This window comes from Levilactobacillus lanxiensis, assembly GCF_016861655.1.
Classification (GTDB): Bacteria; Bacillota; Bacilli; order Lactobacillales; family Lactobacillaceae; genus Levilactobacillus; species Levilactobacillus lanxiensis.
The window spans coordinates 388,962-413,325 of record NZ_BOLN01000002.1; the positions used below are offsets into that span (position 1 = coordinate 388,962).

Consider the following 24,364-nt stretch of genomic DNA (forward strand, 5'->3'; position numbering starts at 1 on the left):
CATAACCAACTTTAGTATACCCCAATAACCATTAAGGGACAAAAAGGGCCTGGATACGTTCCAGACCCTTTCACTCTTATTGAAATTAGGAAACGCCATCGATCAGCTGCCAGCCGACGACAATCGTATAGTCGCCCACAAGGGCATCACTGTTGATCTGCGCCTGCATCCCGGCCTTTTGGCCCCAGCTGCTGGTCACGTCCGTCGTGCCCGTATCCGTCGCCGTATTGGTATGGGTCATCACGGTCTGTGGCGTCTGATTCAGCGTGACCTCGGTGCCATTCTGGCGTTTATAAACTAGATTCCCCGAGAGCTGGCCATCCGGCGTGGTCGCCTGAGCTGTAGCACTGGCCTGTAAGGTCCACGCGCTCCCGGTGCCGCGGGTGTCGACCACATTAATGGTCCACCCCGCATCCGGCTCAACATCTTGCGCCGAACCAGTCAGTTTGGTGGTGAATTTCGCCTGGTCGGAAACGTTGGCTAACTGAAGCACGCCCATATTCAGCGTCCAGGTGGCAGTGTCGGAGCTGTTGCCCTCCTCGTCGGTCGCCTTCACCGCTAGTGAATTACTGCCCGAGGTCAGGTCGGCAGCGGGAATCGTGAAATTGAACTCCCCTTCATCATCCGGCTGGGTCGTCAGCGTTTTACCGTTGAGGGTTCCCGTCACAGTAACGTTTCGGTAATCGTAGTCATCAGGAATATTGTCCATGACCACCGTCCCAGTCACCTTAGTGTCCTGGTTGGGCTGCACGTTGACCGGGTCGCCACTGAGCTTGTGGATTGAGATCAAGCGGTTCGGTGTCAGGGTAAACGGCACCGTATCGGTACTCAGAATGTCATTCGTGCCGTCAAAATTACTGGTCGTGGCGGGCACGGTCGTTTCCTTGGTCACGTCATCGGCCGTCCCCTGTAGCGTAATGCTAGCTTTTGTATTCGAGCTACTCAAGTCTTGCGGCAACGTGTATTTGGCTAGCTGACTGGCTAAGTTGTCTCCGGTCATGGTCGCTACCTGGGTGGCGCCATAGCTGACGGTTGCCTGGCTAAACGTCAGGTCACGCGGCAGACTAAGCTTAGCCACAATGTTCTTCCAGTCCTGCCGGCCGTTGACGTACCCCAGATTGTAGGTCAAACTAACCTTATCGTCCGACTTGACCTTGTCCCCACTGGCAATGTCTTTGCCAGTCGTGACATCGGTCAGGGTGTTTTTCGCCGTTGCGTTGACCAACCCGGGAACCTGTTCAAAGATTACCAAGTTATTTTCCCACTTAGACGAGTCCGTCGTCCCGGTAAAGCCCCAGCGCGTTTCGCCGGAGTCCGTGGTCGTGATGGTGGTTGGGTCATTACCCAAACCGACTTGACCACCAGGGTCCAAACTAAAGTCGGCCCCCTGACCCTTCAACGCCTCACCGGTCTGAGGGTCCTTGTCGTCGATGGTGTAAGTCATCGTGTTGTACCCGTTCCACGTCAGGGTGATGTGGTGCCATTTACCATCGGATAGACTTAGATTGTTCACAGCTCCCCGGTGCAACATATTAGGAGATGAAATGCTGGAGTCAGAGATATATGTCTTGGAATCACTAGGATAATTCCAGGCAATGTGGGCGCCGGAAACACTCGCAATATTATCAAATGAATTACTGAAATCTGCAGCATTATTAGCCGCCTTATTAGCTTCCGTATCAAATTCCATCGCCCAACTGTGCTGAATCGCTGTTTTCGCTACCGCGTCAGGCGAAATATTGCCGATGTAGCTCGCCCCCCAAACACCTAGGCTCTCTCCCTGGATAGTGCGTTCCAGTTAAAAACGCCGTCTGATACTTGGTCGTCGCCGCTAATCCATTGCTATCATTCTGCAAGACGAAGGCCATCCCCTCGCCCGCGGTCCCAGCACTCTGCTTATTGCCGAAGTACATCCACATCGATGCCGTTTCCTGCACGTGCTTGGAATTCAGTGGAAAGGGATTGTTGTCCGTGGACCAAATGGCACCGGATTGGCCAGCGCCATTCGTCACCTCGACCGCTTGGGTTCCGGAGACGCCGGCACTCTCGGGAACATCGACTACCTTAGACTGATTGAATTTCTGTTTGCTCCAAGCCGTCCCGGGCGTAAAAACATTTGCGCTACTGTCGCTAGCATCTTGAATCTTGATCCCTTGGGGCGCCGTGTTTAAAGCATTGTCTAAGTCCGCGTCGGCGTAGGCCACCCCATTGGCACCAATCCCCATTGCCACAATAAACCCTACTAGTCCTAGGCCCCATTGTGTTACCCGCATGTCTACTCACTCCTTCGATTTACTTTGAAACATTTTCTGTCGAACATATTCAATAGTTTTTATTATACACTAAAATCGTTTAAATCGTAAGGTATTTTAAATAACAAACTATTTCTCGTCATTGTTATCGGGTGAACACCGATTTTTAGACGATGAAACTTGTCCGCCTAGTTTTCTTGAATTTGTCATCGAAATGAAAAACACCGTCCCAGTTGCGATTAGCCCGGCAGAAATCCAGTTAAAACGCTGTGATGGCAACGTTTTCATGACTTGCCGGACCTGAAAACAAACGAATAACGTGCTATAATCAAAAACGATTATTCAAAAATTCCGATTATATATAAAGTCATTTGCTAAGGAGGACCCCTGCACCATGTCACTAACTAAACTCGAAGTCCGAGATTACCTGATAGGATTCGTTTTTGTCCTGTCTATGGTCACCATTGCCACCCTGCTCGGCGACTACGAAATCATCCTACCCGAAATTGGCGCGTTAACGGCCGGCACCTGGATCTACCATAATAGTAGCTGGATCGCGCAGCCGTTTAAAATCTTCCTCGCCCCATCCGGCACTGCCGTGATTGGCTTTCTGGTCAACCAACTGAGTATCACCTACGCCGAAAAGGTCTACCTGACGCTGTTACTCATCTTACTGTTGCTTAGCGTTCTGCGCTCAACCCTGGCACCGTCCTTTGCGACCGGCCTGTTGCCCATCATCATCAACGCCACCCACTGGTCATTTATCGTGGCCATCCTGGTCTTCACGCTGTCGCTGACCGTGGGCGTTCTGTTGCAGGGCCACTACCGCGGTAAGCCAGCGGGCCAACCACTCCACGTGTCCCACATGTTAGGCTTCACGCTGGTGGCTTCCGTCTGGGTCGCAGCGGTCTGGCTGGCCGGTTTCCCGCAAATGGCAGGGATTCCGCCGGTACTGGTCGTCTTCTTCGAGGTCTCTCAGATGCCCACCTATCCCGGCAAGCTCGCCATCAAACAGATCATTGCCCTGGCTGGCGCCGCAACCCTGGGCGTCCTGATTCACCTGGTCTTGGCCTCCTGGCTCTTAACGACGCTGATTGCGCTGCCGCTGGTCTTTGTCCTGCTGCAACTGTTACGCATCAAGCTGCCAGCCGCCTACGCGTTTCCCTTACTAGCGTTGGTCTTACCGACAAATATGTTTCACACCCTACCCATCGCGGCCACGCTGGCGGCCTGCTTCTTCCTGGGGTCGGTCTTTGCCTTTCGCAAGGTCACGGCGCTGCGGGGCTTGGCTTCGGAAAATGATTAAACTTGCGGTTCACAACGTTAATTGGTTGTGGGCCTTTTTCATTTACCAATCTTTTACTGAACCATCATCAGAGTTTTACACGACTCCCGTAAACTAGAGATTACTATTCTTCTACATAAAAGGAGTCTTCTTGTGTTAGATATTATTAAAGCTATTATTCTCGGTATCATCGAAGGGGTCACGGAGTTCCTGCCGATCAGTTCCACCGGTCACCTGTACCTCGCCGACGAATTCATCAAATTAGACGAGCCCACGGCCTTCATCAACATGTTCATGGTGGTCATCCAATTAGGCGCCATCCTGGCCGTTTTGGTTCTCTACTTCACCAAGCTGAATCCCTGGGCCCGCAGTAAAAATCAACTGGAACGCCGACAAACATGGACGCTCTGGGTCAAGGTCATCATCGCCGTTTTGCCCTCGGTCACCATTGGCCTGCCGCTGAATGATTGGATGGATGCCCACCTGACCAGCTGGCAAGTCATCGCCACGACCTTAATCCTGTATGGTATTTTATTTATCATCATTGAAAATTACAATCGGACCAAGATACCGCGGTTTACTGACTTGAACCAGTTGCCCCTCACCTTGGCCATTAGTATTGGCTTCTTCCAAGTGCTGGCAATGGTGCCCGGAACCTCCCGTTCAGGTGCCACCATCCTGGGCGCTATCTTGATTGGCGCCTCCCGTTACGTGGCCACCGAATTTTCCTTTTTCCTAGCGATTCCGACCATGTTTGGTGCCTCCTCGTTGAAGGTTCTCAAATACTTCATCCATGGCAACACCTTTACCTACAGCCAAGTGATTGTCCTCCTGACCGGGGTCATCGTTTCCTATATTGTGGCCTACCTGTCGATCAAGTTTCTCTTGAGCTACATTAAAAACAACGACTTCAAGCCCTTCGGCTGGTACCGAATCGTCCTCGGAATCATCGTGATTGGCTATTTCGGATTAATCCGGTAGATTTTATTGACTGCTAATAAGTCTTCCTATTCACTATTGAAACATTTGTATAAATTCGGTTACATGCTTAGAGCCATCTAGGTTGAGGGGGTATCGTAACCCCTATGTATCCGGAGTTTACGTCATATAACTTTACTCGCTTGTGACGCCCTTTTAATTGCGTAGTAACACGATTGCAACATTCATCGCGTATCCTACAGGGTAGAGATTAACAAACGAGGAAGAGTGTTTAAAAAAATATGACTAAATTTAAAATCAAATTAGCTTCAATCTTATTAATTTTCGGCTTCTCATTCGGCATGATCGCCAATGTTGCCACTAGCTTCACTTCAGAACCTAGTGTGACCGCTGAAGCCGCAACACTGTCTGCTAACCAAAAGAAGCAAATCGCCCAAATCAACTCCGGCCTGTCCAAGAAGCAAAAGGCCGCCAAAAACTGGATTGCCTTCCGCGAATCCCGTTACAGCTACCGTGCGCGTAACGGTAACTGTTATGGTCGTTACCAATTATTGAAGTCTTACCTGCACGGTGACTTATCCGCTGTCAACCAAGAAAAGACTGCCAACAAGTACGTCGCTGGTCGTTACGGTTCTTGGACGAAAGCAAAGTCCTTCTGGCAACATCACCACTGGTACTAAACTAGATTTTAAGTTGCGACCGAACGCCTAAACCCGTTCGGTCGTTTTTTCTTGCCCAAATTTGTCATCCATCTCTGATTCCCGTACACTGAGAACTAAACGCTAATCTACGAAAGAATGATGATTTTGAAAAAATGGCTAATTGCCGCTAGTGCTGTGGTCTTATTGTTGCTTGTTGGCGGCCTGGTTTGGACCCACCACAACGCTTCGACCACAACGACATCCACAGCTAAATCTCAGTCAACTAAAAGGGCGGCTAAGCACTCCACGCCGCCACTCACCCTAGCCGAACTGAAGGCCAGTCCCAAGCTCACCTACAGTTGTCTAATCTATTACGCCATCAAGGACACCAAGCTTCAGCGGTGGCAAGAGGTCAACGACTTTCAGGCCGGCTGGCAGGTCGAGCATTTTGCCAAGAAACATCCCACTCGCTACCTGGTCTGGTCGGACATGAACATCACGTCCGCGGAAAAGAATCTAGCACCCAACTGGTTTTCACTCAGTGGCGACAAGGTCACCTACGACAGCATGATCGTCCACTCGTTTCATAAGGATCAGACAGCCACCACGACCCTGCCGAAAGTCATTAAGCAACTCAACGCCGACCACGCCATGAAGAAAGTCCGGTCGATGCCCACGAAGATGACGGTTCTGAATCATCGGTAAACACAAACAACGAAAAAAATGGTTAACGCCCCAACCGGCATTAACCATTTTTTTCGTTGTTTTCACGTTCTAAGACACCCTCGGTTCCCACATCAATCAACGCTTCGATCCGGTCCAGCAGCATTAACAGCCAACCAAACGCCAAAACAAACGCCATCATTTCAAACGCAGTCAGGGAGAAGTAGCCAAACACCTGAAACAGCAGCGCCGCAACCACCAGGGCCACGCCGACACCGTCCGACAGGTACAGGAAATCCTTGGTAATATCTGGCAAGAGCCAGCGCACACCCACGATAAGCGCAATGATAAAGTACACCAATAACACGGCGACTTGGTCGTGAAGCTCATGTGAATTGGCATTGTTCGGGAAGACCCCGACCATCCCCAAATCCAGCGCCGTTAGCGTCAGCAGTGTCCGCAACACCAACAACTGCCGCGACTTGGGAAAGACCTCATGCAGCCGAACGAAGAGGTAATCGATCAACGCAATCATCAGTAGCGCCGAGAAAATCAGTGTGGCGTTGAACTGCCACCCGCTCGCCGCCCCATTAGTTCCCAAGAAGCTTAGGTTATGTTGCCACCAGTATTTCTGATTGTTCACGGCCATGGCAATGACCACACCGCTAATAATCACCAGAATCAGCACGGTTGACAACACGCCGGCATCCACCACCAGGGCGAAGTAGATCATCACCGAGTTGGTCACCACGCCAAACGCAAACAGAATCAGGCTGGCCGTCACCCGGCCGAAGCTCGCCCCTTTGAACAGGACGCCCAGCAGCCACATGCTTCCAGTCAGTACCAATCCCAGAATCAGGGCAAAGGACAACACGATGACCGGGAAATTTCGCCAGTAGATATTTTGGCTAAAATGCGTGTGGGGATTCTTGCGGTCGCGAATAAAGAATCCGGCGAACAAGAGCGTCCCCATGCTAACCCCCAACAAAATAATCATCGTCGCTAACGAGTAGTTGCCCACCAGTTTTACCGTATGAATACTTTGAAGCCGTAAAAAAATATAGAATCCTAGGCTGACCACTAACGCCGTCAACACCGGCCACAGCAGCACCCGATTTTGAAATAATTGTTGCCGGGGTTCATTGAGTTGCACCACCAGCCGGTCCCGCTTGACCACCAATTTGACGGGCGTATCTTCCTTCAAGTGCAGCTGGTCGCTGAATTCTGCGGGTATTTTTAAATGAAACTCTTTCTTTGTCATTTTTCCTCCAGGTCGTTCATATCACAATGAAGCCAATTATAACAAATTTTGTGACGGCTCGCCCCGCCATTCTGGTGAAGCGCGTGATTAATTTCTCCTGGAATCCAAAAAGGAACCGACCCATTCACGGTCAGTTCCCTTTAATTAACTATTAGTCGTCAGCGTGCACATCGTAAGCCGCTAACATCTGTTCAACGCCTGGGGCATCGGGATCATGGTTCCCCTTGCCAGTATCCAAGGCTTCTAACTGCTTCATTTCATCGGCCGTTAATGTGAAGTCAAAGATGTCCAAATTACTCTTGATCCGGTCGGCATGCACCGACTTAGGCAAAACAATGACGCCCAGTTGGTTTTCAAACCGCAGGATAACTTGCCCCGCGTCCTTGTGGTACTTTTCAGCCAATTTGGCAATCACTGGATTAGTTAACAACGCTTGGTTGCCTTGACCCAGGGGTGCCCAGGCTTCCAGCTTCACATCGTCGGCCGCCATGATTTCGCGGATGGCGTGTTGCTGGAATAGCGGGTTGAATTCAACCTGGTTGACGGCTGGCATGACCGTGAAGTCAGGCACAAAGTGGTTCCAGATCTTCGGTGTCATGTTAGAGACCCCAATTGAGCGAATCTTGCCCGCCTTCTGGGCTTCTTCCATGGCTTGCCAAGCGCCGACCACGTCACCATAGGGTTGGTGAATCAAGTAAAGGTCTAAATAGTCCAGGCCCAACTTCTTCAAGGATAAATCGATGGCCTTCTTGGCTGGTTCGTACCCGAAGTCTTGCAGCCAAAGCTTACTGGTAACCCAAATTTGGTCGCGCGGAATACCGCTATCCTTGATAGCCTGGCCAACTTCGGCCTCGTTAAAGTAGGCCACGGCCGTATCAATGTGGCGGTAACCGTCCTTGAGCGCTTCCGTCACGGCCTTGTAAGTGGACCCGTCGCTAGGAATTTGGAAAACGCCAAATCCAATTGCGGGAATCTCGTTACCATCATTTAATTTAATCGTTGGTGTCGTTGTCATATTATCTTACTCCTTTAATTGTTTTAAACTAGAACCGAAAATTTGTTCAATCGTGACCGGGTCGCGGTGATCAAAGAACTGGCTTTCTTGCCGGTCCAACGCCGCCATCGTGGTCATTTCTGCGGGGTTCAATTCAAAATCAAAGACGTCGATGTTTTCCGCCATGCGTTCTGCATGTACGGACTTAGGAATCACCGTGATGCCGCGCTGCAAGAGCCACCGTAAGATGACCTGCCCCACCGTCTTGCCGTGTGCCTTAGCAATCGCGGCAATCGTTTCATTGGTGAAGATGTCATGCTTACCCTCGGCGAATGGTGCCCAGGCCTCGACGCGAACGTCCTCGCCCTGGTTAAACGCCACCTCAGTGGGTTGTTGGTACCACGGGTTGACCTCAATCTGGTTAATGACCGGCTTCACGTTCATGGTCAACTCCAGATTCTTCAACTGATCGGCGTAAAAGTTAGAGACCCCAATCGAGCGAATCTTACCGGCTTGTTGGGCCTCTTCCAGTGCACGCCAAGCCCCCATCGTGTCGCCATAAGGCTGGTGCAACAGGTATAAGTCCAAATAATCCAGGCCTAAGCGTTCCAGTGAAGCATCGATTCCCCGCTTGGCCCGGTCGTAGGTGAAGTCAGACACCCACAGCTTCGAGGTCACAAAGATGTCGTCGCGGGGCACGCCACTGCGTTTGATGGCACGGCCAACGGCTTCTTCGTTTTGGTAAGCCGTCGCGGTATCCAGTAACCGGTACCCGGCTTGCAAGGCGGCCACCACGGCGTCTTCACATTCTTTTAAATCGGGAACCTGAAAGACCCCGAAGCCTAATTGTGGCATCTCATGACCATCGTTTAATTTAATTGTTGGGACATTTGCCATTTAACTCATCCTACCTTTCGCTTTGCTAATGAGATTACTATAGTCCCAAACCAATCCGTTGAAAATTACCAATAAGTTATGCTAGTATGCGGTTGATGTATACTAGTCTTTGATTTCGCCTCCGGGATAGTGAAAATAGACCGGGACGCGGTGGGCGCACGTCCGGAGCCAAAGAGCGGTCTCCGAACTTACTTTGAGCCTCCCAGCCCGAGTCTCAAAGATAGCAGTTGTCTAAGCGGTAAACCGCTAAGGCAACTCCCACGGCTGAGTCTATTTTCACCATCCCTGCGGCTTACACAGACTTAGACCGCATACGAGCAACATATTGAGACTTAAGACCTGCATCATATTTACTAACCATAACTAACATTGGACTTACCCATCCGCAATTCTCAGCTTTACTGTCCTGCTTAACCACAAAATCCATTATAACCACGCCGCAATCAAATAGAAGAAGGCACTTCAAAGTACCTCCGCAACCTGCTCAAAATTCCATTCACCCATTAAGGAGGTTCACCAATTTGTTAGACAATTACCTGCTCCAAGAACTCGTCACCTTTGCCCAAACGGGAACGCTAGCCAAGACGGCGGCTACGCTCAACGTGACGCAGCCGACCGTGACCCGGGGCATGCAAAAGCTCGAGACTGACCTGGGCGTACAGCTCTTTGACCGTCAGCCCAACCGGATTCGCCTAACCGCGACCGGGGAACTCGCTGCTCGCGAAGCCGCCAAATTATTACAGGCCAATCATGAGACCGCGGTCCGCATTCAAAATTTTGACCGCAACCAACGCGTGTTTAAAGTGGCGGCCACTCTGCCGGGACCCATGATTGTCTTGCAATCACTGACAAGCCAGTTGCCCGCTAACCTCCAACTGATCACCGCCGTCACGCTCCCCGAACCAGCACAGAGTCTTCGTAATCACGAGTACACCTTAGTTTTCACCAACCACCCGCTGTCCGCCACCGACATCACTAGCCAACTAATTGGCGCGGAAAATCTGGCAATCCACCTCAACAAGTTTATGTACCAAGCCAACCAGTCCACGGTCACCTTCGCGGATCTGGCCGGCCTGAGTTTTGTGGTCCCCGTCGACATCGGTCCCTGGCGCGCCATCATCCAGGACAACATCCCCGACGCCAAGTTCTTTTACCAAAAGGAACGGGAAGCCCTGGCGGAGATTACCAAATTTTCCGACTTTCCCTACTTTGCCACCAACGTCTCGCCCTTCGATCCGACCCTGCCGCCACAAGCAACGGTTGACGACACTCGGCGACTCCTACCCATCAGTGATGCTGCGGCCCACATGGCCATTTACGCCAACTATTTAACCGCCGCCACGTCCCAGGTAACCCCAATCATCACGACGCTGAAGGACGCCTGGCCTGAGGGGTGAGCTGAAAATACCACCCACCCGACAGAAAGGTTGAAAAGTTTAGTTACTTTACATTCAAAATGCAAACGCTTAAAATTCACTTAGATATGTTTAGGAGGTCACAAACTTATGAAAACCACCATGTTCATGGAACCTGGAAAAGTTCAAATTGAAGATATTGACAAGCCAACGGTGCAAGCACCCGATGACGTGATTATTCACGTTGTCCGGACCTGTGTCTGTGGCTCCGACCTGTGGGCTTACCGCGGGCTTGAAGACAAGGAAAAGCATTCCGAAAACACCGGCCACGAAGCCATCGGGATCGTTGAAGAAGTCGGCAGTGACATCACGACCGTCCAACCCGGCGACTTTGTTATCGCCCCATTTACCCATGGTTGCGGTCACTGTGCGGCTTGCCGGGCCGGTTTTGACGGCGATTGCCAAAACCACACCGACAACTTCAGTAACGGTGTCCAAGCCGAATACATTCGTTTCCAACACGGCGAATGGGCCCTGGTCAAGATTCCTGGCAAGCCAGCCGACTACAGCGAAGAAATGCTGAAGTCCCTGCTGACCTTAGCCGACGTCATGGCTACCGGTTACCACGCCGCTCGCGTCGCTAACGTTTCCACCGGTGACACGGTCGTCGTCGTTGGTGACGGTGCCGTGGGTCTCTGTGGCGTCATCGCTGCCCAAATGCGCGGTGCCAAGCGGATCATCATCATGAGCCGTCACGAAGACCGGCAAAAGCTGGCCACTGAATTTGGTGCTACCGACATCATCGCTGAACGTGGTGACGACGCGGTTGCCAAGGTGATGGCTATGACCAACAACGCCGGTGCCGACGCCGTGCTCGAATGTGTCGGGACGGAACAGTCTAACGACACGGCCATGAAGGTCGGCCGTCCAGGCGCCATCGTTGGCCGGGTTGGCCTGCCACACGAACCTAAGATGGACATGAGCAGTTCCTTCTACAGCAACACCATCATCGCTGGGGGCCCCGCTTCCGTAACGACCTACGACAAGCAAACCTTGTTGAAGGCCGTTCTCGACGGCGACATCCATCCTGGGAAGGTCTTCACGAAGTCCTTCAAGCTGGACGCCATTGACGATGCTTACCAAGCTATGACGAAGCGTGAAGCTATCAAGTCCTTGGTCGTTGTCGACTAAAAATAGGTTGATCTATTCCGTTCCCGGCGGCGGGCTCAAAGCGCCCTGCTGTGGGGTCGGTTCCAGCCTGAGGGGCGGGCTTCCACCTCAACTTTGAGCCTGAGAAACGGTCTTAAAGGTTGTCCCGTGGGCTAGGCGGGGAAAACACCCCAGCCTAGCCCACCGACACAGCTGGTCACTTTGGCCCGCCTCTGGTCACTAACAATGATCGCCTATTTTCAGTTTTTCGTATTAACAACGTCATTTAAAATTGATGTATTTCATTTTAAAAGAAGGATTAAGCCAGCAACAATTTGGCTTAATCCTTCTTTTGTTTGTCACTCAACTCACAAAAAGGGCCCGAGAACATCAACGTTCTCGGGCCCTTACTATTTTACTAATCTTCTATTCTACTCTTTACTTTAAAACGCCGAAGCCACCGGTCCAGCCAATCTTTTCGCTGGCAGCCAAGGTCATTTGTAAGAAACCAAAGCTTTCGAGTTCACGCGCACGCTTCAGGGAACCAGCGTCAACGAAGGCCACACCACTGTCGTTCAAGGCGTCGGCTAATTCTTGCTTAGCAGCGGCGTCATCCCCAGCGGCCATGACAGTCGTTTGGACTTGGTCGCTGACCTTGCGGCTTTGTAACGTTGCGGCGAAGGTCGTGTTGAAGCCCTTAACCACCTTGGAATCTGGCAATAAGGCAGCGATTTGTGCGGCTGCGGAACTGTCAGCGGGAACAACTAATTCGTCCCAAGTGTCAAAATTCAATGGGTTGGTAATGTCGACGACAACCTTGCCAGCTAAAGCGGCTTGGTTAGCCTTGGCAATGCTCAACGCAGCGTTGAATGGCACAGCCAAAACGACGATTGAACCCAAGTTTTCAACAGCGTCACCAGCATCGATAAAACTAACCTGGTTCCCACCTTGTGTGAAGACGTCACCGATTGCTTGACCCATGTTACCCTTACCAAAAATTGTAATTGCTGCCATAATGCAGACCCCCTGATGTGTTTTTGATATTTTGTATTATTTTTAAGTACACTTTTAAGATACGTCAATTAACGATTAAAGTCAATGAATTCGCTTAAATTAATTTAATCAAACGGTTTTACCTGATTTTTTCACCAAAGTGTTATAGAATATAATACAGAAATGATTTGAAGTTTTCATTTAAAGACTATCTGTATTTAAAGTAAAACCGATCAACAATCCAATCCGTCACACTGGCCAACGCAAAAATCAAAGTGGAAAGAACCGGCGCCGACTTATTTAACGCCGCCACGACTGGTTCTGGGGTCAACCAGTGTCAGCCGCAGGGCTGGTGAAAATGGGCTCAGCCGTGGGAGTTGCCTAAGCGGGTCTCCTGCTTAGGCAACTGCTATCTTTGAGACTCGCTTCTCAGAGGCTCAAAGTAAGTCTGGAGACCGCCCTTCGGCTCCAGACGTGCGCCCACAGCGCCACGGCCCATTTTCACCAGCCCGGAGGCGCTGACAACGACCAAAGTTAAACCCAAACAAAATGTAACCAAAAAATAAAGGAGGCGCCAAAAAACATGGCGAACACGCAGTTCAGTGACACCATCCACGTCCTAGTCTACATCGCCTACTTCAAAGGCAAAAAAATGACCAGCCAAGAAATTGCCAGCAGTCTAGAAACCTCACCCAGCCTCATCCGCAAGATCATGGCCAATTTAAAACGCCACGACCTCTTAGCGCCAACGCACGGGCCGACCCAACTGGCGCTCGCCCGCGAACCGGCGGCCATCACGCTGCGGGACATCTACGCGACGCTCCCCAACCAGGCGCCCCTGCTCAACGTGGACACCCATACCTCGCAGAACTGTCCAGTCGGGCAGACGGTACCCAAGGTTTTAACCAACTACTACCAAGAGATTCAGGCCGCCGCGGAGGCCAAGATGGCGAAGATCACCCTGCAGGACGTCCTCAATGACGTCACGCTGATGCAACGACTCACCACTGAGTAATTCATTCAAATTGCCGACTAATTGCGCTCACAGCCAATTAGCCGGCAATTTTTGTCTCCCCTGTATCACGCGGAGTGCTGCGCCACAATTTACCAGCAAACGCACCCCACGTTTTGCAGTTGGTGTAGTCACCACGCTAAGCTTAGCCTTCTCATAACTGTCACTACCCAATCCCTGTTACCATACAGTTGCCACCGGAGGAGAGCGACACTTATTTAACCCTAACTTGGTTCCCGTGACCAACCATTGCCGGCCAACCCCCGCAAACAGCCCTCTGTCACCCCAGTGCGACCGGCACCGTTGGCCACCCAACCAAGTCGGTACTTTGTTTGTCAAACTTGGGTCTAACCCAGATTGGAGGAGAAAATTATGCGTGTTCTAAAATTACTGAGTGGCGTTGGCAGTACTGTGGCCGTCGCCGCAGCCGTGCTGGCCTTGAATCCGTTAGTTGCCGGCGCCGCTGGTCCTGGGACCGCAACCAGTAACTTGACCAACGTTTCCAGTGGCTACGTTGCGGACAGCACCGGCAATGCCGAAGCCACGTCCAACGCGGAATTTACGGTGACCCCCGGGACGTTGAGCCTGAACCAGGTGCCTAACATCATGTTGGGGACCGTCAGTGTTAAAGACATCGCCACGGCCAACACCACGGTTCCGGTCACCAGTGGGGCACCCACTAGTGGAACCGCTTACGACGGCAACAATACCGGTACCCTGAACGTGACTGACTTCCGTGGCAACAACGCCGGCTGGTCACTTTCCGTGGGGTTAAGTCCCTTTACCTCGGGCAAATCGACCATTACCAACGCGACGTTGAACTTGAATCAGACGCCGGGCACCCTCGACAACAGTGCCACCGCTGCCCCAAGCAGTCTGAAATTAACGCAGTCCGCCGTCACCAACGGCTGGATCAGCAGTCCACAAACCTTGTGGAACGCGTCCGCTGAAACGGGTGAAGGCAACAACAGCGCCACGACCGCCACGAGCAGTAACTTACTGGTCGATCAGCAACCCACCATCGTCGCCGGGACTTACGACGCGACGCTTTACTGGGCCTTACAAAATGCCCCAGCAACCACCACGCCTGCCCAATAGTCATGGACCAGTCATTTGTCAGTTAAATAGTCTGGGCTTAGACGCCGTTTGACTACACAGCCGAATGGCGTCTAATACCCGTAGGTCCGGGTTTAACTAACACTAAACGTTAGCTAAACCCGATACTTACCGCAACCGGTTAATCTAACTAACCATCTGCGTCGCGATTGGCGCCGGCTTCTGACTAATGTTTGTCTTAGTTACTCAAGCAGAATCCCCCTAACCGCCTAAACAGTTAAGGTCACCTCACTAAGACGTTTCCCCGCCAACGGCTGCGGTTCACTGATCAAGGAAGGTCGTGCTGAAATGAAACTCAAATGGCTTTACCCCCTCCTCGCCGCTGGTCTGCTTCTGACGGGGGGACTAGCTGGTGCCGCGCCCGCTTCCGCCGCCAAGGTGCCCGCCAATTTTGCGGCGACCCCCCTGTTGCCTAAAAATCAGATTTCGACGAAGGCGGGCTACTTCGATCTCAAGGTCACGCCCGGGGCGACCCAGGTGTTGAAACTGTCGGTGACGAACCCCAGCGACAACACCCGGACCCTTCAGGTCATTCCGGTCAACGCCACCACCGCCGACAGCGGCAACGCCGTTTACATTCCGTCCAAACGGACCGACGCGTCGGCCCAGACCACGTTTACCAAGATGACGTCGGGCCCCGTCACTATCACGTTGGCCCCGCGCCAGGGCAAGACGGTCACCTTTCATACCCAGATTCCCACGGCCGGCTTCTCCGGTGAGGTGCTCGGCGGCCTGTTCGTGACCGATCCGCACGCCACCAAGGCGCAAACGGAAAACGGCGACGCCTCCGACTTCCGGCTGAACAACCGCTACGCCGAGGTCACCGCCGTGGCGCTTCAGTGTCAGCCCAATCAGACCTTCCGCACCCAGTTGAAATTAGCCGGTGTCGGCGTGCGGCAACCGAACACCCATCCAACGGCGTTCGCCCGCATCCGTAACCTGACACCCGCCCTATTTGGCCGCATGGATATTGCGGCCCGCGTCATGCAAAATAGCACGGGCAAGCAGATTGCCACGGAGAACCTCCACAACGGTTCCATGGCGCCCAACAGCTGGTTCGACTACCAGGTCGGCCTTGGCAGTAAAAAGCTAACGGCCGGCAAGTACACGTTGAAGCTCCACGTCACCAGTGGCAAACGCACGTGGAATTTCAGCGGCACGTTTACCCTGACCCGAAAACAAATCGCGGAACACAATTCCGTGATCAAATCTGATGAGCAACCGGCCTACTGGTGGCTCTGGTTATTACTCTTCTTGTTCCTGTCCTTACTGTTGATCATTGGCGCCTACCTGCTGGGCAAACGGCGGTCACGCGACGATGATGATGACGATGATTCAGACGATTCGCAGTCAACAAACGATACGCACGCGTAAGACATGGGGGTGTTGGACATGCGCAAATGGCAACGGCAATTAACCCGGCTGGTGATTGGGCTCCTAGTTGGCCTGAGCATCCTCAATATTGGCGTTTCCGCTCAGGCGGCCAGTACCGCGCCGCAAACGCCGACGTCACCCCCAACGTCGATTCTGGGCATCAACTTAGCCGGGGGCTTCACGCAGGAGCCCATCGACTCCAACCATATTTCTGGCGACACGGTGACGTTGTCCGCCAAGGGGACCCGGAACATTTTGGAAGCTCTGACCAACCCCTTTGGCAGTCGGAAATACGTCTGGTGGGAATCCACGGACGGCGGCAACACCTACAGTAAGGTCGGCTCGAACAGTACGACCTATACGTTTACCGCGCCCCAAGTCAGTGGCGTCACCCACCTGTACTTTCAATGTCAATACGACTTTACCGGCATCGGCCTGTTCTACAACGAATGGTCGCGGATCGCCGATGTCATCATCATGCCCGACCGGGTGCCCACGACCAGTATCAAAGTCACGGCCGACAGCACCGCGTTGTACAACGGTGAAATCACGACGGTTCACGCGACCGTCACGCCAAGCACCGCGACCGACCCCATCACCTGGACCAGCAGTAATCCGTCGCTGGCCTCGGTCGATGAATACGGGAACGTCGTCGCGGCCGATACCTCAAGCAGCACCGATGGCTTGGCCAACGACCACGGCATCGTCACAATTACCGGGTCCAGCAACGGCAAAAAAGATTCCGTCAAAATCATGATTGGGACGCTACAAAACGTCACCGTCAAGGAAGGTAGCGACGCCACATTTACCCTCCGAGATCTCCCAGAGGGCATGACCGTTTCCAATTGGTACCGCGTCGAGGACGGCACCGCCACGGCCCTGAATACGACGGACACCAGTTACACCGTCAACAGCGCTTCCGTGGCCGGCGATAACGGGACCTCGTACTACGCCACGCTGAATTACACGTTAAACGGCAGTACCAAATCGGTCACCACCAACTCAGCGCTCCTAACCGTGGAAAAGACCGGTCTGCTATCCCTGACGGCGGTCCCGAACTTTAACTTCGGCGGAATCGACGCCGCCACGCTGTGCCAAGGCGACGCGACCCTAGACAACATGGATGTCGCCAGCAATGGCAGTAACTACGATGGCAACAACAACGGCTCCCTGACCGTCACCGACAGTCGCGAGACCGGCGGCGACTGGACGCTCACGGCGACCCTGCCCCAATTCACGTTAGACGGGACCAACAGTAGCCACCTGGGCGCAACCACGCTGGACGTCTACGACCCTGCCGACCGGCTGGACCAAAACGTGCCGGCCAATAACGAAGCCACCACGATTTACACCTCCAGCGATTACGACGGTCAGGACTTTGACGTCACCGACAGTCAGCTCTTACTGAGCCAAGATCCGTTGGTGACGGCGGGCGACTACCAGAGCACCGTCACCTGGACCCTCTCCGTCGCCCCAAGCTAGCTTTCCTGTCAATCTGACTGTCTTAGTGAAAAGTTCGCGGTAACTTATCGTTCCCGCCGGCGGGCTCAAACCGCCCTGCTATGGGGTCGGTTCCAGCCGAAGGGCGGGCTTCCACCTCGATTTTGAGCCAAAGGACGGTCTCAAAAGTCGTCCCGTGGGCTAGGCTGGGAAAGAACCCCAGCCAAGACCACCGACACAGCTGGGCAGTTTGGCCCGCCTCTGGTCACTGACGGCGACCGCGCTTTTCACTAGCCGCCTAACTGACAGGTTGTAGCTCCGAAACACGAACTGGGCTGGTCTATCCCGAAGTGTGTTTGGTTGGACTGGCCCTGCTTAGATTTGTTGTTGGTCTGTCTATTTGGATTTGACCGACTAGTTATTCTTTCACATCTCACAAAAATACTGAGTCCTCAATGCCGAGAACCCAGTATTTTTGTGTGGTCACCCGATTACGGCTACCGCATATTTCCGCCGCTACGCCTTATCTGAGAATTTATCAGAAAAATTTCAGGCAAACCCTAGTGCAGTCGTTTGGCCCATCAGCTATGATAGGTTCATGGATAGCGATACCGTTTCAAACGCAAGTCGCTACCAACTTCAAACGACCTGACTGTAGTCTTTGAAACCGGAGGAACTCCACATGAAAAATATGAATACCGAAAACAACTCTAACTTAAATCAATTCATCCAACAAGCAGCTTTGGAACACCATCCCGTCACGGTGCATGCAACTGACACCGACGCAACGGCAATCCTGGTCAATCAGGAAGACTGGGCCACGGCTCAAGCAATCATCCGCGCCTCCATCGGCCGAGATGTGCCGTACCTGATGGCTTAGGCCACTGCGCTATTCAGGCGCTGTCACATACTGTATCCCCTACACAAATTTCTGAATAGCGCAAAAAGACGCGACTAACCTTCCGCATGCGTTAGTCGCATCTTTTGCTATCTGCTTTGAACTTATCTAAAATCGTTAAATTTGTTTTTAAGTGAAAACGGGTGCTCAATAGTCGTTCCCGCCGGCGGGCTCAAACCGCCCTGCTATGGGGTCGGTTCCAGCCTGTGAAGCGGGCTTCCACCTCGATTTTGAGCCAAAGGTCGGTCTCAAAAGTCGTCCCGTGGGCTAGGCTGGGAAAGGACCCCAGCCAAGACCACCGACACAGCTGGGCAGTTTGGCCCGCCTCTGGTCACTGACATGGATCAGCCATTTTACCAATCACTATAACCGTCATCACTTGACTACTGACTGTCGCCAATACCACCAACGACCGCCACACTGGGTCTAGCCCTAACACCAACTCTCGGTCAGAAATCAACCAGGAGTCGGAGGAAGCCAGGACGGAGACGGCTGTGTCGAGGGTGTTAGTCGGCGTTTTTGAGCCGGCTTACAGCCTGGGACGACCTTTGAGACTTGCGCTTTTCAGCAAGGCTTAAAGTTGAGGTGGGAGCCCGCCCTTCGGCGGAAGCCGGCCCCACAGCAGGCGTAGTCCTGAAAGCCGCAAGCAGCAATTTCCTACCACACTACGCTACCAACACACCAGAGGCAGGTCACTGGGGCTTGGCCCTAACACCAGCTTCCGGTCAGAAATCAACCAGGAGCCGGAGGAAGCCAGGACGGAGACGGCTGTGTCGAGGGTGTTAGTCGGCGTTTTTGAGCCGGCTTACAGCCTGGGACGACTTTGGAACCTCGCGAACTTCAGCGAGGTTTCAAATCGAGGTGGGAGCCCGCCCTTCGGCGGAAACCGGCCCCACAGCAGGCGTAGTCCTGGAAGCCGCAGGCGGCCAATCATCCACAATCCGCCCCAAACAAGTATAAAAAGGGCTAAGCCACAGTAACCTGCATCCGGCCGTTGCGCTTGGAGTGGTACAGGTTCTGGTCCACGCGGTTGTAGAAATCAATCGGCGACTGGTCATCCCCAGAAACCGCCGAGACCCCCACGGAAATGGTCACGTGAATAATAGTCTGCGCGGAGTGAATTTCCAAATGGTTCACCGCGGTAAAAATCTGTTTGACGATGTGCTCGGTCTCAACCAAATCGTACCCTGGGAAGAGAATGTTAAATTCCTCGCCCCCGGTCCGGTAGAGTTTGACCGTCGAATCGTTAGCCTCTAGCACGGTCTGGACCGTGTCGGTGACCTGTTGCAAGACGGCGTCCCCCGCCGAATGGCCGTAGGTATCGTTGATGTGTTTGAAATGATCGATATCAAACATCATCATGGCCAGCGGCCGACGACTGTTCTGGTGCTCGTCAAACAGATACTGGATGGCATCCGTATAAGCCGCAAAGTTTTCCGTCTTGGTCAAGGCATCGTGACTGGCAAACTTGGCCAGCCGTAATTTTAACTCGACATCGTGTGACAACATGGATACATAAATGTAGAGCAACACCTCAAAGATAATCAGGTAGGCCCACTCTTCCCAGAACGTCAGCCAGGTAAAATCAAACTTCAGTTTCATCCACAGCCACAGCAGGCCCCCAAACGGGATACCGACCGCCATGTACAGCACCGGTGCCATCTTGTGATTGTGATAACGCACCCGGATCACATTTAACGTGATGAAGAACGTCATCATCGTGGCCGCGTGCCCCCACGACTCCCAGTACCCCAGCGACCCGTTGAACGTCATGTACGCCAACAAAATTGGGAAAAACCAATAGTACGGGATATGAATATTTAAGAAATACGCACAGAAGATAACGGCAATTAGCTGAAAGTTCATGAACTCCCAGGAATTGGGCTGTCCCACCACGAACGTCTGGATGCCAAACGCAAAGGCCATCATGTACGCGACACCGTACCACGTGTTGATGGATTCCTCTGAAACTTTTAGGCAGTGGTTCCGCGCCCAGGAGGCAATCCAGTTATATGAGACCCAATAGAGCGTGAAAACCCCTAAAACAAAGAACACACTGGTGATAAATGGCGGCACTTGCCAATGAGACCACGTCATGGCGAAACCCTCTTCTTTTCTAAATTTTTTTACGTGAATAGCCAGCGCCACGCTTGGCCCTGGTTTTAACGACTGTCTTTATCAGCGCCTCCGGGCCGGTGAAAACTGAACCGGGACGCGGGTTGATGCTTGCCGTTCCCGGCGGCGGGCTCAAAGTGCCCTGCTATGGGGTCGGTTCCAGCCTGAGAAGCGGGCTTCCACCTCAACTTTGCGCCTGAAAACCGGTCGCAAAGGTTGTCCCGTGGGCTAGGCTGAGTAAGAACCTCAGCCAAGACCACCGACACAGCTGGTCACTTTGGCCCGCCTCTGGTCACTGACATCGACCAACTCGGCTCAGTTTCACCAGCCCTGCGGCTGACACTGGTTTAACCCACAAACGGTGGCTGGTTTTCACCCTGCCATCGTCTGTTCGGTGTATCTTGGTCGCCTTACTCAGCAACCAGCACGGCTTTAAACCGTAGCCACATAACTAGTTTAACGACCACGTAGCACTGATTAAAGGGGTCATTTACGCCTAGTTGCTGGGAATTGATACCCAACACCTACTCTAAATGACCCAATTATTCGTCTACACAGTCAATTTATTACCACTTAATTGACTGTGTCCAATATTAGGCTATTTATTGCGGGAAAACTATCACCAGAATGGCCAAAGTGCTGAATTATGTAAACAATTATACTAGGCGTCTTAATATAACTATTAACTAATTGTCCTAAAACACAAAAAGACCGGTTCATAATCAACCGGTCTTCGTGGTTTATTTAGTTGAAAAACTTGTGCTGACCTCGAGCGAACGTCCCCACATTCGGCCCAGGCCTGACCTTATTCCTTGCATAGATGATGCTTGGGGGCAGTCGCCAGATCACTGACGTGGCCCGTGTACAAATACCCGGCTAACTGGCGCGGCTGGTCGGCTGCTGGCCAATCAACTTGCTCACGTTGGCTTTCCTGAAAGCCCTGCTGACGGTAGAAACGCCCCAAACGTTCTGCCGCAGTAAATAAGTACACCTTATCAACCGGTGCCGCATCCCAATACTCAGCAACTGTTTGAACCAGCTGGTGGCCGATGCCCAGGTTTTGATACTCCGGGTCGACCATCAGCAGCACGATTTCCCCCAAGAACTCGCGCCGCTGCAGGCTAGACAAGAGATGATCATCAATCGTGCCCCGCTCGCGTAATTGCCGTAACAGCTGCCAGCCCCCCGGCCGAACGGCTAAAGCCGCCTTGGCCACTGCCAGTTGCCACAGATCATATGAGCGTTCCTTCTTGCGGTACTTGGTATCCGCCAAGATGGCCCCCACCACCTGGTGCTGCCACACGGCAACGCGAACGTAATTCTGTTGCGTCAAGCACGTCCGCAAGTAAACGCGCGCCGCCGCTTCATTTAACCCGCGATTAGATTGATCGAATTGCCAGAGCTGACCGACAATCTTGGCCAACGCCGGCACGTCTGCATAGTGAAGCTCCCGAATCTTTAATGGATGCATCATACTTGGCTGCCCCCTTTCTGGCGTCGTCACTGTCCCCACAGTCCGGCGCCCAGTTTAATTTTTTCCGTGCTACTCCAATAACCATCAACCTGCTTCTATTCTGCTTACTCCTGGCCTCTGCTGTGTTGCTCCCCCGCAGATGGTGCCGGGATGATGCTTCCCCCGTTAATCAAAAACCCCTTCCTGATTAACTGTGACTTATTCTACACAGTTTAGTGAAGGGGCTCCATCTATTTAAAAAGAAACTTTGCTGAGAATTTCTCAGAAACGCCCACTCACCGCGGCAAGGTCACTTCAAACACGCTTCCCCGCGGCTGATTATCCTTCACCACGATAGTGCCATGGCTGAGGGTGACCAGCTGATGAACGATGGCCAGGCCTAACCCATTGCCGGCCACGCTGTTGCGCACGTTGCTGGTCCGGTAAAAGCGGCCGAAGATCAAGGCCTTTTGGTCGTCCGGCACCCCCATCCCCAGGTCCGCCACGGCCACCGTCAACTGCTTGCCCACGGCCGCCAGCGTCACCGTGATGGGCGAGTCCGTCGGCGAATACTTCTGAGCATTGTTCAACAAGCTCGTGAGGATCTGCGTGAGGCTATCCGCGTTCACTTGTGCCGTGACGTGGTGTTGAACGTTTAAAATGACCTCGCGCCCCATTGACGTGCCGTAATTAGCGGCCGTCTCCGTCACCAATTGGCTCAGGTCCACGCTGGCCGTGGTTAGCTCCAGCTGATTGGCCCGCGACAGCTTCAGTAAACTCTCCACCAGCCGTTGCATCCGCTCGGACTCCTGGTCAATGAACTGCAGGGCCGTCGGAATCACCTCGGGATGCGCCGTGCCCCGCCGTTTGACCATGGAAACGTACCCGCGAATCGTCGCGATGGGCGTTTTCAATTCGTGCGAGGCGTTGGCCACGAAGCGCCGGTCGGCCTGTTCCTGCTCGCTCAGCGAATGCAGCAGGAGGTTGAACTCGACCGTTAAGTCGTGAACTTCCTGAGGCGACGCCGGCACCGGTAACTGCCGTTGATAATTTTCCGAAATGTCCTGGTTGATGGCCTTGGTCGTGCCAGTCAGCTCAACCAGCGGGCGGTTCAGTTGCCGCGCCAACAGGTAAATGAACCAGGTCCCAATCAGTAGAAACGCTAGCGAAATCAGCAGGATCAATTTCACCAGCAACAAGAGCAAATCCGTGACCTCGTTGAGCTTCAACCACACGTCGTAGCGCACGGTCGGGTCCCGTTTATCCGTGGCGACGTCGGACGCGCGCACGTGATAATACAGCCCCGAATTTTCCAGGTAACCGAAGTTGGGCGTCACCTGGTGCACGGTCTCGTGGGCTTTGGCCCGCAAGAACTGTTGCGTGTTGGGCGAATAGAGATGCTTAGTCGGCTTGCCAGGTTTAGTGACGCTGATGCGGATAAAGGTCGTCCGCTTGTCGGCCCAGCTACTCATCCGCCACCAGTACCAGTCATCGCGGTTGGCCACGAAGGTCCGTTTCAGCCCGCGCACGATGCCCAATGCCTGTTGCCGCTGGACCTCGGCCTGCTTGACCCCGACCACGGAAATGATGACACCACCCAGAATCACGGTGATGCCCAGCAGAAGGAGTGCGTACACCTTGGTGATTCGCGCCGCACTGGTATTAAAGAGCGTTTTCTTCATCAGCGGCACCCAGTTTGTAGCCCACGCCCCGAATCGTTTGAATCATCTGGCTGGCAACACTTTCCTTTAATTTATTGCGTAGGTAGCGGACGTAGACGTCGACGATGTTGACCTGCCCGTCGAAATTGGTGCCCCACACGGCGTCCAGTAGGTCGTCGCGGGTCAGGACCTCTCCGGGATGCTGCATGAACGTCAGGAGTAAATCGAACTCGCGCTGGGTCAGCTGAATCTCGGCATCGGCCGCAAAGACCTGGCGCGTCTTGGTATCTAACGCCAGTGGTCCCACGTGGAATTTCTTATCGTTAATATTTTTTACCACGTTGCGCCGCAGAATCACGCGAATCCGCGCGAGCAGTTCCTCGGTGTCAAACGGCTTGGTGATGTAGTCATCGGCCCCGGCATCCAGGCCGGACACCTTGTCGCCCACGTAATCCCGCGCGGTCATCATAATCACCGGAACGTCGTAGTGCCGCCGAATCTTCCGCAGCACGCCCAGCCCGTCAATGCCAGGCAACATCCAATCCAAAATAATCAGTGAAATTTCACTCTGATGGGCCGCAAACTGCGTCAGAGCGTCTTCCCCGCTGGCACAAGGAATCACGGTGTAGTCCTCAAACGCCAGCTCGGCACTCAGTAGCGTCCGCAGCCCCTCTTCATCCTCGACTAACAAAATGGTTACGTTCATGTGTGGTCTCCCCCTTAAACATCCCTAGTTGTTCTTAATTGCACCTATCTAACCAACAACTTGCGCGATAGGTCGCGCGCCTCATCAATTAACTAATTGAAAGGTCGTCGCTTTAATTCACCTCAAGTGCGGGTGATTTCATTTTAGCATTATTTCTCCC

At 53.0% G+C, this 24,364-nt stretch carries 21 protein-coding genes; 11 read left to right on the plus strand and 10 right to left on the minus strand.

Annotated elements, in window-relative coordinates; genetic code table 11:
• Positions 1-85 precede the first annotated feature (85 nt).
• Together JUF22_RS03795 and JUF22_RS03800 are read right to left on the minus strand one after the other, a co-directional pair.
• Positions 86-1,690 carry a LamG domain-containing protein gene (locus JUF22_RS03795; protein WP_203643502.1) on the minus strand — a complete coding sequence of 535 codons (1,605 nt, stop codon included), beginning with the start codon at positions 1,688-1,690 and terminating at the stop codon, positions 86-88.
• Positions 1,691-1,727: 37 nt separating this feature from the next.
• Entirely contained in the window at positions 1,728-2,273 is a 546-nt protein-coding gene (locus tag JUF22_RS03800) for a hypothetical protein (RefSeq protein ID WP_203643504.1), read from the minus strand.
• A 373-nt stretch (positions 2,274-2,646) separates the two neighbouring features.
• Here JUF22_RS03800 and JUF22_RS03805 point away from each other — a divergent pair, with 373 nt between their 5' ends.
• The 4 genes from JUF22_RS03805 (at position 2,647) to JUF22_RS03820 (ending at position 5,822) form a co-directional block, all read left to right on the plus strand.
• Entirely contained in the window at positions 2,647-3,558 is a 912-nt protein-coding gene (locus JUF22_RS03805; RefSeq protein ID WP_203643506.1) for a hypothetical protein, read from the plus strand.
• A 132-nt stretch (positions 3,559-3,690) separates the two neighbouring features.
• Entirely contained in the window at positions 3,691-4,518 is an 828-nt protein-coding gene (locus tag JUF22_RS03810; protein ID WP_203643508.1) for an undecaprenyl-diphosphate phosphatase, read from the plus strand.
• A 239-nt stretch (positions 4,519-4,757) separates the two neighbouring features.
• Positions 4,758-5,156, plus strand: coding sequence for an aggregation-promoting factor C-terminal-like domain-containing protein (locus JUF22_RS03815; RefSeq protein ID WP_203639757.1), 399 nt, complete (start codon positions 4,758-4,760; stop codon positions 5,154-5,156).
• Positions 5,157-5,282: 126 nt separating this feature from the next.
• On the plus strand, positions 5,283-5,822 hold the full coding sequence (locus JUF22_RS03820; protein WP_203643510.1) for a hypothetical protein: 540 nt from the start codon (positions 5,283-5,285) through the stop codon (positions 5,820-5,822).
• Between the two features lie 40 nt (positions 5,823-5,862).
• Here the strand turns inward: JUF22_RS03820 and JUF22_RS03825 are convergent, their stop codons facing one another.
• The 3 genes from JUF22_RS03825 to JUF22_RS03835 form a co-directional block, all read right to left on the minus strand.
• Positions 5,863-7,041: an AbrB/MazE/SpoVT family DNA-binding domain-containing protein gene (locus tag JUF22_RS03825; RefSeq protein WP_203643512.1), complete on the minus strand. Its 1,179-nt coding sequence runs from the start codon at positions 7,039-7,041 to the stop codon at positions 5,863-5,865.
• A 151-nt stretch (positions 7,042-7,192) separates the two neighbouring features.
• On the minus strand, positions 7,193-8,056 hold the full coding sequence (locus JUF22_RS03830; protein WP_203643514.1) for an aldo/keto reductase: 864 nt from the start codon (positions 8,054-8,056) through the stop codon (positions 7,193-7,195).
• A gap of 6 nt (positions 8,057-8,062) precedes the next feature.
• The gene (locus tag JUF22_RS03835) at positions 8,063-8,932 is read right to left on the minus strand and encodes an aldo/keto reductase (RefSeq protein WP_203643516.1); all 870 of its coding nucleotides are present in this window, start codon (positions 8,930-8,932) and stop codon (positions 8,063-8,065) included.
• A gap of 521 nt (positions 8,933-9,453) precedes the next feature.
• Here JUF22_RS03835 and JUF22_RS03840 point away from each other — a divergent pair.
• Together JUF22_RS03840 and JUF22_RS03845 are read left to right on the plus strand one after the other, a co-directional pair.
• A complete protein-coding gene (locus tag JUF22_RS03840; protein ID WP_203643518.1) occupies positions 9,454-10,329 on the plus strand; it encodes a LysR family transcriptional regulator in 876 nt (291 codons plus the stop codon).
• Between the two features lie 108 nt (positions 10,330-10,437).
• A complete protein-coding gene (locus JUF22_RS03845; protein ID WP_203643520.1) occupies positions 10,438-11,478 on the plus strand; it encodes an alcohol dehydrogenase catalytic domain-containing protein in 1,041 nt (346 codons plus the stop codon).
• A gap of 396 nt (positions 11,479-11,874) precedes the next feature.
• Here the strand turns inward: JUF22_RS03845 and JUF22_RS03850 are convergent, their stop codons facing one another.
• Positions 11,875-12,450 (minus strand): NADPH-dependent F420 reductase, encoded by a 576-nt coding sequence (locus JUF22_RS03850; RefSeq protein ID WP_203643522.1) that lies wholly within the window; start codon positions 12,448-12,450, stop codon positions 11,875-11,877.
• A gap of 562 nt (positions 12,451-13,012) precedes the next feature.
• Between JUF22_RS03850 and JUF22_RS03855 the strand changes: the two genes are divergently transcribed.
• From JUF22_RS03855 to JUF22_RS03875, 5 genes are all read left to right on the plus strand, one after another.
• Entirely contained in the window at positions 13,013-13,444 is a 432-nt protein-coding gene (locus tag JUF22_RS03855; RefSeq protein ID WP_203639766.1) for an Rrf2 family transcriptional regulator, read from the plus strand.
• Between the two features lie 369 nt (positions 13,445-13,813).
• On the plus strand, positions 13,814-14,539 hold the full coding sequence (locus JUF22_RS03860; RefSeq protein WP_125763705.1) for a WxL domain-containing protein: 726 nt from the start codon (positions 13,814-13,816) through the stop codon (positions 14,537-14,539).
• Positions 14,540-14,845: 306 nt separating this feature from the next.
• Positions 14,846-15,931 carry a WxLIP family cell surface protein gene (locus tag JUF22_RS03865; protein ID WP_203643524.1) on the plus strand — a complete coding sequence of 362 codons (1,086 nt, stop codon included), beginning with the start codon at positions 14,846-14,848 and terminating at the stop codon, positions 15,929-15,931.
• Between the two features lie 18 nt (positions 15,932-15,949).
• Positions 15,950-17,413 carry a WxL domain-containing protein gene (locus tag JUF22_RS03870; RefSeq protein ID WP_203643531.1) on the plus strand — a complete coding sequence of 488 codons (1,464 nt, stop codon included), beginning with the start codon at positions 15,950-15,952 and terminating at the stop codon, positions 17,411-17,413.
• Positions 17,414-18,053: 640 nt separating this feature from the next.
• On the plus strand, positions 18,054-18,251 hold the full coding sequence (locus tag JUF22_RS03875) for a hypothetical protein (RefSeq protein WP_203643533.1): 198 nt from the start codon (positions 18,054-18,056) through the stop codon (positions 18,249-18,251).
• A 984-nt stretch (positions 18,252-19,235) separates the two neighbouring features.
• On the opposite strand, the gene JUF22_RS03880 is transcribed toward JUF22_RS03875, so the two are convergent.
• The 4 genes from JUF22_RS03880 to JUF22_RS03895 all read right to left on the minus strand — a co-directional run bounded on the left by JUF22_RS03880 (position 19,236) and on the right by JUF22_RS03895 (position 24,204).
• A complete protein-coding gene (locus JUF22_RS03880; RefSeq protein ID WP_203643535.1) occupies positions 19,236-20,366 on the minus strand; it encodes a GGDEF domain-containing protein in 1,131 nt (376 codons plus the stop codon).
• Positions 20,367-21,189: 823 nt separating this feature from the next.
• Complete coding sequence (locus tag JUF22_RS03885; protein WP_203643537.1) at positions 21,190-21,858, minus strand: GNAT family N-acetyltransferase; 669 nt, start codon at positions 21,856-21,858, stop codon at positions 21,190-21,192.
• Between the two features lie 275 nt (positions 21,859-22,133).
• Positions 22,134-23,519, minus strand: a complete 1,386-nt coding sequence (locus JUF22_RS03890) for a sensor histidine kinase (RefSeq protein ID WP_203643539.1) — start codon at positions 23,517-23,519, stop codon at positions 22,134-22,136.
• A complete protein-coding gene (locus tag JUF22_RS03895; protein ID WP_203643541.1) occupies positions 23,500-24,204 on the minus strand; it encodes a response regulator transcription factor in 705 nt (234 codons plus the stop codon). Before JUF22_RS03895 ends, JUF22_RS03890 begins: the two co-directional genes overlap by 20 nt.
• Between the last annotated feature and the right edge of the window lie 160 nt (positions 24,205-24,364).